8 protein-coding genes and 1 tRNA gene are annotated in these 15986 nt (G+C 30.1%); 7 read left to right on the forward strand and 2 right to left on the reverse strand.

Going from position 1 to position 15986, the window contains the following annotated elements:
• The first annotated feature begins 2 nt into the window (after positions 1-2).
• Positions 3-4382, forward strand: a complete 4380-nt coding sequence (locus tag OF377_RS02085; RefSeq protein ID WP_263836237.1) for a hypothetical protein — start codon at positions 3-5, stop codon at positions 4380-4382.
• A gap of 52 nt (positions 4383-4434) precedes the next feature.
• On the opposite strand, the gene OF377_RS02090 is transcribed toward OF377_RS02085, so the two are convergent.
• Positions 4435-10656 (reverse strand): ZmpA/ZmpB/ZmpC family metallo-endopeptidase, encoded by a 6222-nt coding sequence (locus tag OF377_RS02090; RefSeq protein WP_263836238.1) that lies wholly within the window; start codon positions 10654-10656, stop codon positions 4435-4437.
• Between the two features lie 226 nt (positions 10657-10882).
• On the opposite strand from OF377_RS02090, the gene rpsP reads away from it, so the two are divergent.
• From rpsP to OF377_RS02115, 5 genes are all read left to right on the forward strand, one after another.
• A complete protein-coding gene (rpsP, locus tag OF377_RS02095) occupies positions 10883-11194 on the forward strand; it encodes a 30S ribosomal protein S16 (RefSeq protein WP_263836239.1) in 312 nt (103 codons plus the stop codon).
• A gap of 3 nt (positions 11195-11197) precedes the next feature.
• Positions 11198-11884: a tRNA (guanosine(37)-N1)-methyltransferase TrmD gene (gene trmD / locus OF377_RS02100; RefSeq protein WP_263836240.1), complete on the forward strand. Its 687-nt coding sequence runs from the start codon at positions 11198-11200 to the stop codon at positions 11882-11884.
• Positions 11885-11893: 9 nt separating this feature from the next.
• The gene (gene rplS / locus OF377_RS02105) at positions 11894-12262 is read left to right on the forward strand and encodes a 50S ribosomal protein L19 (protein WP_263836241.1); all 369 of its coding nucleotides are present in this window, start codon (positions 11894-11896) and stop codon (positions 12260-12262) included.
• An 86-nt stretch (positions 12263-12348) separates the two neighbouring features.
• Positions 12349-13815 (forward strand): YitT family protein, encoded by a 1467-nt coding sequence (locus tag OF377_RS02110; protein ID WP_263836242.1) that lies wholly within the window; start codon positions 12349-12351, stop codon positions 13813-13815.
• Positions 13816-13864: 49 nt separating this feature from the next.
• A tRNA-Gly gene (locus tag OF377_RS02115) sits at positions 13865-13938 on the forward strand.
• A gap of 72 nt (positions 13939-14010) precedes the next feature.
• Here the strand turns inward: OF377_RS02115 and OF377_RS02120 are convergent.
• Positions 14011-15189 carry a DUF1600 domain-containing protein gene (locus OF377_RS02120; protein ID WP_263836243.1) on the reverse strand — a complete coding sequence of 393 codons (1179 nt, stop codon included), beginning with the start codon at positions 15187-15189 and terminating at the stop codon, positions 14011-14013.
• A gap of 46 nt (positions 15190-15235) precedes the next feature.
• On the opposite strand from OF377_RS02120, the gene plsY reads away from it, so the two are divergent.
• Positions 15236-15985, forward strand: coding sequence for a glycerol-3-phosphate 1-O-acyltransferase PlsY (gene plsY, locus OF377_RS02125; RefSeq protein ID WP_263836244.1), 750 nt, complete (start codon positions 15236-15238; stop codon positions 15983-15985).
• Position 15986 lies beyond the last annotated feature (1 nt).

Here is a 15986-nt window from a genome sequence, read left to right on the forward strand (position 1 = left end):
TTATGAAATTAAAAAAACATTTTTGAAAAGTTACTTTAGCATCAATTAGTATTATTGGTTTTTTAACCGCAATTAGTGCTGCGTGTGTTTATAAAAAACAACCTAATGAACCGATTGAGATTCCTGAAATTAATAATCCTAATCAGCCCTCTCAAAAAATAGAAGATAAAGTAGGGCCAAAAAAACAAGATAATTCTAAGGTACAACCCGAACAAATAAAACCTAAATTAGAGGAAAAGCAACAACCAAAATCTCAACCCCAAACACCAAATGATAACAATGTCACTTCCCCAGAGAATAATTCTGTTGCCAAACCAGAAGAAACAACACCAGATAAACCCCAAACACCAAATAATGATAAGGAAAAAGATGTTACTTCCCCAGAGAATAATTCTGTTGCCAAACCAGAAGAAGTAACACCAAATAAACCTCAATCCCAACCAGAAAATGTTGAAATGATTATGGTGAATAATCTTAACCAATTAATTAGTGCTAATAATCAGGTTACTATTAGCTTTGACTTATCTGCTCCACTAAAAAACCCATCTACATTTATCTTAAGTGTTGGTAATGAAAAGTATAGTGTAGACAAGGGTGTTGGAAGTACGAATGTAGAGTTTATTCTAACTGGCTTGTTTTTTGATCAAACGTACACAATTACAGGCTTAAAAACAAGTACTCAGATAATTGATATTAGTCAACTACCAAATAAGGAATTTAGTATTCCAACACCAGAATTAGCATTAGTTAGATTGCTAACAGATAACATTCAGCCGCGCAGTGCAACTGTTAACGTTGCTTTTAATCAAATTTTACCTGCCGGAAATCTGCTTTTAACTTATCAAAAAGAAAATACCGACAAACTATTATCTAAAAATTATCAGTTTTCTAATTCATTAACCCAATATGAATTTTTACTAAACGAATTACAACCAAGTAACAATTATGAAATCAAGAGTCTTTCATTTACTAATGAAACGACAAAAGAAACTAAGAATTTTGATTTAAAACCTTTTACAACACATTTCACAACAGCAAAAGAACAATTAAGTTTCACATTTAATTCTAAGCAACTAGAATACGACGAAACTCAAGAAAAGTATACTTTATGATTTGCCACAAATCCCAATAATGTTTCATTGTATACACGTATTTCTTTAGTTGATGTTAATCAACCAAATAATGTGGTTCAATCAGAGATTAATTTATTAACGAATAAATTTGTTTCATTTAGGGGATTGGAAAATAATAAACAATATAAAATTCAGCAAATTGATTTGTTTGCTGACGCCCAAGGTATTAATTATGCAGGTGCATCAACTGTTTTTGATAACGAAAGTGTTTTCAATACAACCCAATCAATTCCAAACGACCAGGCGACATTAAATCCAACATACAGCGCTTTTAATGACAATTACAATCCTGTTGAACCGGTATTGCAAAATACGACAATTAATAAAATTGCAAATGAGTTAACAAAGGCAGCTATTCAAACACAACATACTAATCAAAATAATTATTTTGAAGAGGTTGACCAAGTAATTGTGAAACCTAAAGTTTCCACATATGCTCAACTAATTAAAAACCAAGATAATGAAAAAATATATTTTATTGCAAATGCAATGCATAAAAATTTTACTCTGCAAATTAATGACCAAATAATTGCACCCAGTTCTAAAAACTATAATCAATATGTTTTTAATATTTTAGATTCTAGTGCTTTAACAGAACAACGCGTTACATTACTTGATGAGAATAACATTTCTGTTCCCATATACCAAAAGGCGACAAACCCAATTAGTATTACTAAAAATAGTGTAACTGACAACGTTTTGACTGTTACATTTAATCAAAATATTAATGAAAATCAAGAACTAAAAATTATGGTTAAAGGTCTTGATGTTACAAATCCTTTTTATACAATACTAACCGCTCAATCAAAAATGAATAATCAAGCAACATTTAATATTGATAATTTACCAAAAGATCAATTAGATTTTGTTATCACTAATGTTTTTCTTGATCAAGATGTATCTGTAATTCCTGATTATAACAACCAAAACCACCGATTTAAATCGCATGTTTTAACAGAATTAAGTTTAGAACACTTTGATTTTTTTAGTCACCAAATTGATAAAACTGTTTATGGTTCTGCGTTTTTTAATTTCCAACAACAGGATTTAAAATACTATAAAAATATGGTTTTTGATTTTGTATTCAAACACCATGCAGATAATTTAAACACCCAATATGTATTTAATTTTAATCCAATTAAGAAAGTTAGTGTTCCTTTTGATGAATTATGAAAATTCAATCTTAATACATTTGCAGAATTTAATAAGTATGAACTACAAGCTATTCGGGTTGTAACTAAGAATAGTGCTGTATTAATTAATACAGTAAATTTAGGGAGTTTTTTAAACAAACAATTTAGTTATCATTTTAATTATGAAACTCACAACCAAAATGATTTTAGTTTAAACGGATTAAATAACAATGATTTGACAAGCGATGATGTTTATGATCGTTTTAAATTACGGGATGAATGAAAAACACGGAACCAGTATACATCTAATAAGACGCTTAAATTTGCGACAAACAATATGTGAGCCATTGCTCAGCATTTATTAGATAAGCGTAAGCTATTTACTGAATATAAGGACAATGACAGAAATTCATATTTTTACAAAATTGAAAAACCTGATCAGTCAGTTGCTCCATTGATGTTGTATGCCCCGCGGGAATTAATAAAAAATAAAGTTTTTGCTATTAACAACGATAGCCATGAAGCAATTATCACTAAAGGTTTAAAACGTTTTGAAAATTTAAATGAATTAGATCCTGCACAAACAATTTTATTTTTTAAATTTGAACTTGAACTACACGATCGGATTAATTGGGATTTCTTTGATGCTCGCAAGAAAAATACAGAAATTGTTGTTCCTGTCAGTTATGATTACTTACTAAATCACAATCATTTAGAAAATTTAAATTTCTATTTTTACCAATTATTTACAACCCAAGCAGTACAGGAGCACGTATATAATCAAATGCGTGACCAGTTTAATTTTATAGTTGATTTCAATCCATCAACAAAAGAGTTAACATTTAAAATTAAAGCAAAAAATAATGATTACCAATTCACAAGCCTGGTGTATGAACATACAACTAGTTCTCAGCGTTCAGTTTTAGTTAGTCCTACAATTTTTGGAATTATGCACACTAATGAAACATTAAAATTATTATATAACGAAGAAAAATTAGATCAGCTTACACAAATTCAACCTGATTTATCAGTGTATAATATTGATTTGCCTCTACAACCTTACCATGATTTCCGTGAAACGCCATTTATTAAGCGTCCTGATTTACCGCTTAAGTCTGCTAAACGTCTTTTTAAAGAGGATCAAACTAATGCCATAGTAAATGCACGTAAACGAGCGTTTAAAGCAACAATTGGAACATGAAATTTATTAGGAAAAGTTAAACCAGAAGATCCAAATGATAATCGTTATTGGGTTACGACTAATGACCATGTTGGTGGTAATGCTCATAATCGTGATATTACTAGAATGGGTTTAATTGGAGAAATTATGGTTCCTAAAATCATCGACAAAGACCCAAACAATCCCCACCCAACCTCTCCACACCGAGCAGAAGATGATTTTTACAAATGAGCATACGCTGATTTTAATTTAGTTTACAATGAAGTGTATAATTATTCTCGTATGAACCAAATCGTTGATAATGAAGGTAATGAAATTCACACTTCACACGCCAATTTTGATATGACAATTGGAACTATTGATTTAAGTGATCTTTTAAGACGTTATGGTGATGGTAATACAGAATGGTATCGTAATTTATCAGAACCACACAAACAAGTTGTTCAATTCTTTTTGGAATGAAAGAATTTGCCTTTTACTAAGTTATCACCAGATGCAAAACTGCTTGCAGACAACTCAGCGCTAAATTGATATATTGCATCATTCCCTGCTGATTTAACAGATAACCAAGATAGTGTCTCTGGTTCACGTTATCGTGAGTACTTATTAATGTATAGTTCAGTGTTTATGAATGCGGGAGGATATTTACCTCAATATCTTACAACTAAAGTTGCATTCGATCGTTATGCAACAGACCTAGCCGGTGGCGCATCTGGAACAATGATTTACGATTATCTAGGAAATGCTATTGGTTTAGTTACTGAAGGTCATACGACTGAATACGGTCCCATTTCCTTCCACTTATTCGACGGACAGGTTCGTTCCATTTATGGCTCAAAAGAGGACAAGAAAAATCCCGAAAGCTTCTATTGACGAATTAAGCGCAACGCTTTTTTAAATCCTGAAAATTACACAGATGTGTTTAATGATGAATAATAAAATAAAAAAGAATCTTTGTTAAAAAGATTCTTTTTTATTCATATTTTAACTATTCATTAAAAATTGATGTACGGAAATTATTAGTTATTTCATTAAATTTCTTGATAATTAATTCTTTAACTTTTTGTCTTTCGAATGCTCATCCATTTAAACGCATGGTTTCTAGATCCTTATTAATGGCAATTTGCAGTAACGCTTTGATATCAGCACCATTGGTTAAGTTATAGTTTTGATTATTATAGTGAATACTAATTGGTTTAATTTGGTCTTTTTTATTTAAACGCTGTGCAAACATTGCTTTACGGAAAGCTTTGTAATTTTCATATTCACCATTAAAGATTTTCTTTAGAACGACATCATCGGATAAGATTTCGCCGTTTGCCAGTTGTGAGCTTAAGGCATCAGTTGTGTAGTTTACAAAACCACGATCTCAGCCATAGTTTGCTAGTAATTCGAAAGCGTTTCGACGGAATATTAACCCTCCGGATACACCTGTATCATTAGTATAGGCCGCATAAATAGGATAATACAAAGAAACATAATAATAGTTTTCATTATTGTTTCGATCAAATAAATTTTTGTGGGTATAAAGATTACTTTTAGAGATAATATTTTGGTCAATTAAATCATCTATTGTACGCAAGTTCATATTTGCAATTTCAGCGGCAGTTAAACTAGTTTTTAAATCCATCGCGTGTAAATAACCCTTGGCTACATCATCATTTTTATAGAAATAATAGTGGGTTTTAATACTGTCGTCATCTTTTTGTAAACTTAATTTCTCAAATAAACGCGCTTTATCATCATTTGATAAATTTAACAAGATTTCTGCCTCAATGCCATCAATTAAATATGTTGTATCAAACAGACCTTTTAAATAACTTTGAAAATCGTTTTTATTAGTAAATCTATCAATGCTATTATTTGTTGTTACTTGTCCATAAAGGTTTTTAACGAAATTAAAACCATAGAAATACGCATTATTACTTGATGCTGATTCAAAGAAACCTAAAGCAAAGGCTTCTGGACCGTGTCCAGGGCGATAATTATGATCTTGTAATCATGTTTTTCTATCATATGCGTGGGTTAATTCGTGAGTTAATGTAACTGCACCTTCATCCCCCAAAACATCAACGCTATCAAAGAAAATCATTTTTGTGTTTTGGTTTGCATATGCTGAATCTTTCCGTGGTGACTGTGAGTAATAGCGTCCAATGGGTCCGAAGAATTGATTAATAACTGTGTATTTTGGATCAAATTCTGTTGCTCAACGTCTTTTAACATCACTACCTTGGTGTTCAGGTTGTCCCTCAGGAGTATTGGACAAAATATAATAACCGTCAAAAATTTCGGTAATTGTTGATTTTAATTCATTTTTTCCTGCTTCATTTGAAATACTGTATAGTAACTCTTGGAATTTTCTAAAACCAACGGCACTATCAGCTATTTTTTGGTTAGTTGTAGCTAAGGCGCGAGCATATGCATCATCTGTTAGGGTTTCATCAATACTTCGACCATATCCTCCAAAGTAAATAGTTGCAATTGTGGAGATGATATACATATTATTTTGTTGTAAATTCAACAAAGGTAAAATGTAATTCTTCATTGTTTTTTTTACTTTTAAACGGTTATATACATTAACATCAATTTCAGGAAATTTAGACGATTTTTCTTCGTGCACAAATGCTTTGGTATTATGTTTGAATCAATCATTCATATCCTGGTTGTTATTAAATAATTGATTATTGAATTCAAGAAACTCAAATAACGACTTATTAGTTAGTTTTTTAAAGATTTTTTCAAATGTATTATAGTTATTACGAATTAATAAATCTTCAAATTGTAGACTACCGATTTCCTTTAATAAATCTAAATTTTTAATTTGACCATTATAGAAATTAGGCTGGAACATCATAATGTTTAAAATATTAATATTATTAAAATTAATTTTAAACAGACGTTCTAAATAAGTTAACCCCAACATAATTTGTTTTTTATTACTTAAAATTTCATTTTTTAACATACTAGTGAAGTTTGTTTGCTCAAGGTTTCCGATCTTATAATTAGCTACAATGCTTTTTAAATAAGATTTAATATTGTTTTTAACCGAATTAAATGCATCTTGCAAATATAATGATCTATAGTCTTCCCCATTTTTATTTGGATAGTATTTTGCGTTATATGCATCAAAACCAATCATTGTTTTGAAGTCATTAGAATCCAATTGTAGAGTCGCAAATTCCTGCGCTAAATTATCGATAAAATTATCGTTAGCAACAAGGAATTGATACGGAGTAAACAATAGATTATCACTTAAGACATACTGATAAATGTTTGTATCTTCAAATTTAGTTGGTGTTTCTAAATTAAACGTTTCTGTACTGTTATCTTTGAAACGAACTAAAATCTTGTTGATTTCGTTTTTATCATAAAGATTAGTTATCACATCATTATCATGTAATGTTAAAATACTAACAATTTCTTTACTAAATAAACTTGATGATGTACTAATTTTATTACCATACTTAACAATTGTATTACGGTCATAAAAAGGTAATAGTTTTTGTGTATTATAGTACGCCGTGATTCTTGTTTCATCATAGTCATTAACAGTTTTGAAATCAACTACAGCAAAACTATTTTTTAAAAGGGGACTACTATCAATTCCTCATTCTTTTAATTTTGCTTGCGCATCTGCATCTGTCAAGTTGTTTTGATTTGTCACATCACTAATTTTGTAAATTGAATTTGTGTTGTTCATACTAGAACTGATTTTAAAATCATTAGTGTTAAAACCGTTATTAATTTTAGTGACTAAATTCTCAATGGTTCCAAATGAAGCACTACCAATAATATTGGCAAGTTCTGGTTTATTACCTGTTTTTTGGTTATTAAAAGTATAAGTACCTTCAAGATAGTTTTTATCAAATGTTAAAGGGATTGTAGTATTATAGCCTGTAGCTTTTGAAGCAAGCAATCCATAGGGTTGCGTATTACTTGATTGGTCATTAATTGCTAAATTAATCTTAAAGACGTTTTTAGTTGCATTGAGTCCGCGAATAGAGCCGAAAATTCCACCAACATCGACTGTATCAATACCGTTTCGAGTATATGAAAGATTTGCATCAATATAAAGTTTGTTAACGATACTATTAAGGACAGTTGATGCCAACACACCTCCAGTTTTATTAACTTGGACATCACTGTTTAAGATTTTAAAATTAGATAGTGTTGCATTTTCGATACTCTTAAACAATGGTTTTTGTAAACCTGAAATACTGAAGTTTTGTCCATCAATACTTTGTAATTTTCCTTTAAATAAGTTAGTTACATATGCATCCGCACTGATTGGTTCTGCATGCAAATCAGCACCAATATAGAATATTTGGTTTTCAGTTGCGTTATTCATAGCATTAACTAGGGTTTTAAAATCAGTATAAACATTTTCTGCGCTTGCAATTTTATCAACTATAAAAGTAAAACTATTAATTGGATCATTTTCTTGGTTAAAGTAAGTTAATTGAGGCTGATCAACTACAACATTAAATTTATTATTTAGATCCTCAATCCGACTGACAGGGAAGAAAATTTCATCATTTTCATTTGTAATTTTTACCAAATAATTTGTAGGACTATTAATACCAGATGTTAGTCCAGTAATTATATTTAACTCGCCATTATCAGTAATGTGATAAAGTTCAACTTTGGAAATATTTTTAAAATCAATTACTTGTTTTTCAAATTGTCCATCAAGATTTTCCATTGCATCCTGTAGAGAAAAAACAACTGCATCAATTTCTTCTTGTGTTGAATTCTCATTATTAAAGATTGCTTGGGCATTTGTTAATTGTGTATCAAAATGCGTTTTTTCTGTCTCGTTATCTTCGTAAATGTATGTAGCTGACGCCTTCTTTTCGTTCGCTAATTTAATAGTTGCTGTTAGTTGTTTCTTGTCTGGTTTGGCTTCTATTTTTTCTTCAAAAGTGGCAGTTAATTTAATGACTGAATAATTGGCTCCAGTTGGTATAAACACGACTAAATTGCCGTCCGCTGAAGCAGCAAGTCCTTTATCTACTTGATTTTCAAAAATCGTTTTGATTTGTTGTCCTTCGGGAGCGATAATCTTAATTAGAACAGGGTGATTAATTTTTGTGGTTAAAAAACCATTTCCTACCTCTAGTGAATTAGGTTGCAATTGGTTGTCTACGGAACTAAAATCGACAAATGCAGATGTATTGGATGTATCATCTTGAAATTCAATACTTAAATTGCTATTTTTAGTAGGAATAAATTCAAAAAAACCTTTGCTCAAATCATAACTACTAGTTTGATCCTCATTATCTACAAGGAGTTTAAAAGGTCGTTTATTCAATGGAGTATCAATAAATACTTTAATTGGTTTGTTTTCTAAGAGATGGTCAATTTGAACTTGATCAGAAACTACTAAATTAGGACCCAATGTTAATGAATAATACTGTTTAGTTGGTGTTGCATCTTTAAAAATAACACTCACATTCATATCATTGTGCATATTTAAAACAATTGTATTGTTGTTAACACGGCGTTTAGCATTTGAACCATTAACGTTTAATTGATCTATTTTTTTGTTTTCAGGGACATTAATATTAACAGTAATTGTTTCTCCAAAAGGAATTGCATTTAAATCTAAATTAGTATTAGAAACGCTTAAATTATCTCCCAATGTCAAAGTGTACTTGTTAATTTCATAACTTGCGATAATGTTGTAATTGTCTGTTGTGGGGACAAATGTGAAACTACTATTTGTCACATTGTCTTTACTCTCCACACCATTTACCATTAATGAAACTAATTTATGATTTGCGGGAATATTTAAGTTTAATGTTACACTTGTGTTTTGGTCAACAACTTTATCTGCTTCATAGAAGCCAGTCAGTGTTAAGGAACTTGTTAGAGCAGGTGCTGGTGGTTCAACTTCATTGTTTGGTTGTTCTTCTAAGAATTGGGAATAGTCAATAACCAGAGTATATGTTGTTGATTGTTGGTGATCCTTGGTGAATTGGTAAGAAACAACAATTTGTTTATTTGGCTGTGTTTCTTTTTGCGCACTTAAAAAGACTAATGCAACACCATCATTTGTTGCTTGTTGGTTTGTTAAAACAAAATTGTTTGCGTTTGATACATCAGCGTTTGCAAAAGTAGTTTGATGAGCATTTTTATATTGCACATTTGTTTGATTTTGATATTTGCTAAAATCGAATGCAACCGGTGTTTCGGGGTGTGTAGGTTCTGGATTTGTGTTTGGTTTTGTGGGTTCAGTTGGTTTTGGTTGAACAGGTTCTGAATGATTAGTTTCTGTTTGATTGTCTTCTGGTTCAAAATCAGTTTTAGGGAAAGTATATTTGAATTCTGGGGATGCAACACCGTTTTTGTTTAATTGGTAAATTAGCTCTAAACCTTCATTAGTTTTAGTTAAGCGTATAAGTGTTCATGTCAAATTAACATCATTGCTTGCAAAACTAAACATTGATGAATCAAGGTTATTAACATCTAAAGAACTAAATTTAATATGGTCAATATCTGGGTAAGATAAAGTACTTGCTTGATTATATGTGTTTCATTCATCAACACTTGGTGTTGTCGTTTCAGTAACATTTTCGTCTGTTTGTTGTTCTGGTTCTTTAGGCAGAATTGGTGTTTCTGGTTTTATAGGTGCAATTGTTTCTTTTTTTGTTTCTAATTGCACAAAAATAGTAGTATTATCAGTAATACGGTATTTAAAATGATCCTTATCGATGATGTCTTTCATTTCTTGGTTGTTGATTTTTAATGAAACAATATCCTCGTTGTCCTTTTTGTTAATATTTAAATTTAATTCTGTATTATAAGGAATTGCATTTAAATTAATACTATCTTGTACACTCAAATTTTTACCTAGTGATAATTGATATGTTTCATCAACATAAGTGGCTTTGATTTTTTTATCTCCGTCTGCTTTTAGTTGAAAACGATTATTAATAAGATTAATTGGTGTTTCTACACCATTAATGGTTAATTTACTCAATTTTTTATGTGCTGGAATGTTCAAAATTAATTCCTGTTCAGTGTTTTGGTCAACTTTGACTAAACCTGTCTGTCCATCACTGTTAACTACACCAATTAGTTCGAAATCAAAGCTTTTATTCTTTTGACTTTGATGTACCGCAAGTCCGATTGCGATTCCTGCACCAGCAAGAATAACACCTACTGACAACGGAATAATAATTGATTTTTTCTTTTTACTTAAACCCATTTTTGTTCCCTTTTTCTATATTTTAATTAAGATAGATTAATTTTACCATATTCATAAAAAAACAATGGGACAGTTATATAAAAGCAATTTTATAATAATTTAATAATTAAATGTTTTTAATTGTTAACAAATTGTATCAATAAAAAATATCAGGGTTAAGTAAAAAAACTTAACACCTTTATAAAAAATAGTTTATAATTATTCAAGTCTTTTAAAAAACAAAGAGGTGAATACATTGGTAAAAATTAGATTAACAAGAATGGGGACTCACAAGAATCCTTTCTTTAGAATTGTTGTAATGGACGCAAAAGCAAAAGCAAATGGTGCATACATTGAAAACTTAGGACATTACAATCCTTTAACAGGTGCTGTTACTTTGAAAAACGACCGTGTTTTAGTACATTTAAACAACGGTGCTCAACCTTCTGAAACAGTTAAACAAATTCTTTCTGCACAAGGTGTTTGAAAAGAATTTATTGCTGCTAAGGATGCAAATAAAAAACGTAAAGCAGCTTTAAAAAAACAAAATAACGCTTAGTTTATGAAAATTAGTATCTTAACCTTGTTTCCTGGGTTGTATGATAATTGACTTGAACACTCGATTATCAAACGCGCCCGACTTAACAACAAGGTTGATGTGCAGATTGTAGATATGCGTGATTATGCAACCAACAAGCACAGACGAGTTGATGATTATCCATATGGTGGCGGACCAGGAATGGTAATTGCCATTGATGTCGTTGTGAATTGTCTAAACGCAATTAAAACACCTGATAGTTATGTCATTTACACATCACCACGTGGAAAACGTTATGAACAACCACAAGCCTTGTGGTATGCTCAAAATATTAAGCATTTAATTATTATTACTGGTCATTATGAAGGTATTGATGAACGAATTAAATATTATGTTGATGCTTATTTAAGTATTGGTGATTTTGTTTTAACAGGCGGTGAACTTGTCAGTATGATGGTTGCTGATAGTATTATTCGTTTATTGGATGGAGTAATTAACCAGGAGAGTTTGGTTGATGAATCTTTTAATAATAATTTATTAGACTATCCAGTTTATACTAAGCCATTAGTATTTGATGGTCATAGTGTTCCACAAATCTTATTGAGTGGACACCATGCTGAAATTAATAAATATCGCAAACAAGCACAAGAAAACTTAACAAAAACTTATCGTAATGATTTATATCAAAAATATTTAGAAAACAAAAAGTAGGTGGAAAATATGAGTATTTTCAAAATTAATAAAGGTGCAATTCTTTCATCTGTAAATGAATCAAGTATGAAAAAAGATGTACCAAACTTCTCTAGTGGGGATACAATCGTGATCCATAACCGAATCGTTGAAGGTAAGAAAACACGGATCCAAAAATTTGAAGGTGTTGTTCTACGTCGTCGTGGTTCACAAGCCAATGAAACAGTTATTATTCGTAAAGAAACGGATGGAGTTGGAGTTGAACAAAACTTCAACATTCATTCACCATTAGTTGAAAAAATTGAAGTTGTACGTCGTGGTAAAGTACGTCGTGCATACATTTCATATATGCGTTCTCGTTCTGGTAAATCAGCACGTATTAAACAATTAAACAAATAATTTTTTATAATTAATAACAGTAATTTGTGCTTTATTTCAACATATTATTGTTATTTTTTTATGTACACTATTTCAGGAGGATGATTATGAATGTTCATGATACAGACAAGATAAGTCGAAAAAAACGTAAACGTTGGCGTTTAATACATCAAGATCGTCAGATTAATGATTTATTAAAACAAGTTAACCAAGATTATAAAGAACAAGAACATTTAGAGTCGCAAACAGAAACAATTAAATTTAAAGCAGGGATTTTAAAATTTGCGAGTTTATATACAACCAAGCGACTATGAGTCCGGTATCTAATCATTTTTATCCTTTCACTCTTAACGTCAGTTATGGCTTTGTTCTTAGTACAAAATACGGGAATTTATTCACCTGGAATCACAGGTTTATCTCAGGGTTTTGCTCGTTTAATTCAAACAGTTATTTTGTATAATGATTCGACATTAACTAATGCTGCTCAAATTTCTTATAATGTTTTATTCTGGTTATTAGTTATTTTAATTAATGTACCTTTATTAATTTTTTCTTACAAAAAATTAGGTAAGCATTTTACGTTAATGACCTTATTATATTTAGTTGCAACTCAGGTTTTTGGATTATTATTATCCTTCATTCCTGGAACAGACAAAATTATGATTTTCGGGGATAATAAAATTACTTACCCAGATGCAGATAACTTTTTTACACCACGGATTCTTGCACACAAGATTAATGAAGTTACATTAAACAATGAGCTATTGGAATTGATGCGAATAGAAAATCTAACAATGGATCAACCATTAAATGATTTATACAGCAAAATCAATCAGATGACTGATTTCAAAACCCAGCAAGAATATACGAATTATTTATATGACGCTGCACAGCCGTTATATAATTACCATCCTTTAATTGATAATAAGGTACAGGTACTTCCGTGAACAAACCCTGACCAAGCAACTAAGATTCCATCAATTTTTGTCTATGCAATTATTTATGCAATCTTTGACGCAATATTTATTTCATTAGTATATATTGTGGGAGGAACAAGCGGGGGAACAGATATCATAAGTTTCTGGTATTCAAAGAAGAAAAGTAAACCAATTGGGAATATTTTAACCTACTTTAATGCAATTACGTTATTTATTGGAATTATGTTAGGTTCATATATTCCTGCGGGATTGGCTGATTCGAAATTCTTTAATTTAGAATTTTTCTTTTCTCCAAATTTTGTTGCTTCCACATTAGTATCAATTATTTTAGGAATTATTGTAAATATTTACTTCCCAAAAAATAAGTCATTAAAATTGGAAATTTTATCAAAAAATCTTGATAAAATCGTGAATATTTTGCATCTTCATGATTTTAATAATTCCATTACTGTAACTAATTCTAGTAACTTGATTTCACACAAAACAAACCAAAAACTAGAAATCATTTCTTTATACATTGAATTTCCATCAATTATTCAATTAATTCGACAAGTAGATACAAACTGCTTGATTGTAATATATCCAATTGTGGACATTGATGGTTCAATGGTGGTTAGAAAATCGGTTATTAATTAAAAAATAACGCACCATATTTATATATATGTTATAATTATATGGTGTAAATGCAGATGTAGTTCAATGGTAGAACGCAACCTTGCCAAGGTCGAGACGCGGGTTCGATTCCCGTCATCTGCTCCATTAAATATAAACCACTGAACATCAGTGGTTTTTTATTTCTGTTCAAATGATAATAAAACAAACAAGTGCGCATTAGTTTGCACTTGTTTGTTTTCTTTTAAATAAACTTTTAACGGGGATTTTGTTAACTTTTAACATTATGATGTAAAAGATGAAATAAATTAGATTGACAAAAGCGAGAAATCCAACTAAAAAGAAAAACAGCCATAAACTACCATTTACATTTGGTCATAGATTAGTAACAACCCCATAAACAGAAACATTACCAATTAAAGGTAAAAATAATGCATAGCAAATGTAAATAATTAGATAAAAAATAAATTTAGCTCAGGCACGTATATAATTTTCTTGTTTGAAAACCTTGTTTTGCTTAATTAAATATCAAGCGAAAATATGAAACATTACAGGGGTAATTAAATGGTTATAGAAACCAGATAAGTCATAGATTCATCGTCAATTGGGTTTGTTGCTTGCTAGTGGGTATAAAGTAGTTAATCAAATTAAACTGATAATACTGATATAAGTGGTTGCAATTAGAACTAGGTTATTGCTTTTTAAAAAGCGTGTTCGGGGATTCAGAAAAACAACAAGAGCAACAAAAATACACAATCAGTTCCCTTGAGTTGTAAAATATTGTAAATTATTAAATCATAGATCTTTGCTATACACAACTTGTATTGGTGTGTTCGGTTCAATTACATTGATTCCTTTTTGAATTTCAACAGGTAAGTAATCAAGAGACGAAAAAACAATAAACCCTGTGGCAATTATCAAATAAATAAAAGCAAGGACACTTTTTTTGTTTTTAAAGTTAAAAGCAATTTGGTTGCTTTCATCAAGCAAATAGTAAAATGTTTCTGTAAAATATTGACGTTTGTTTTTTAAGTGTTTTATGTGATAAAAATACACATAAGGGTTAATTAACATTATTCCCAAGATAAGATTTATAAACACCGCGCGATCAAGGTTTTGATAACGTGTTATATTGATAAAATAAATAATATTAATTCCAATGTACCATAGAAAGCTATATAGCCCAAAAGCACCTATACTTTTGATGCTTTCGTGTTTAATAGTTAAAACATTATATAAAATATTATTACGTTGGTAACTGCTAGTTAAATAAATGGATAAAAAAATAACCCCTAAAACAAGAAAAATATTAGCTAATCAAGTCAGATTAAAAAGTTTAGCGTGTTTAATCTGAAATACATTATTAGCGGTTTGATAAGTTCGATGTGTTAGTGACATAATGATTCCTTTATAATATATTAATAGTTAATTATAAGGAATTATTATGGTTTCGCACATTGTTTTTGCTCATGTATTTTTGATCTTAATTGCTCCAATTTTTGCTTATTTAATTGGATCATTTAATTTTAGTTTAGTCTTTAGTTTGTGGTTAAAACGCAAGGATGTAAGGGGTTTTAATTCGCAAAATGCAGGAGCAACTAATATGACTCGTGTTTTTGGCAAGAAGATGGGCATTCTGGTTTTTTTATTGGATATGATTAAACCGATGATTATGATTATTGTTGCTTTTTTGGTTTTGAGGTATGCACTAAATGATGTTTCTGTGAATCCATGAAGTGATTTTCATTTAAGTATTCTTATCCAGTTTAGCGGATTTGTGTGTATTATCGGTCATAATTACCCAATTTACTTTAAATTCAAAGGTGGGAAGGGTGTTAGTACTCATTTTGGATGGTTGCTAATTATGAACCCCCTCGTTGCTCTATTGTATTTTTTAGTTTTCTATATTACTGTAAGGACCAAAAAATATGTGTCATTAGCTGCAATGGTTAGCGTCGGATTTTCTTCGTTATTGGTTATTATTCCGGGTCTTAATTATATTCCTTTATATAATAACTATTTTGCTAGTTATTTTGTTGATCTAACACATACGATGAAAAACGTTAGCTATTTGTATTTATTTACTATTCCGGCTGCATCATTAATTATTTTTAAACACAAGGATAATATTATTCGCCTGAATTTAGGAATTGAAAAAACCAACAATTTTATGTTGTTTAAAAAGTACATATAAA

The organism is Ureaplasma sp. ES3154-GEN (assembly GCF_025780075.1).
Classification (GTDB): domain Bacteria; phylum Bacillota_I; class Bacilli_A; order Mycoplasmatales; family Mycoplasmoidaceae; genus Ureaplasma.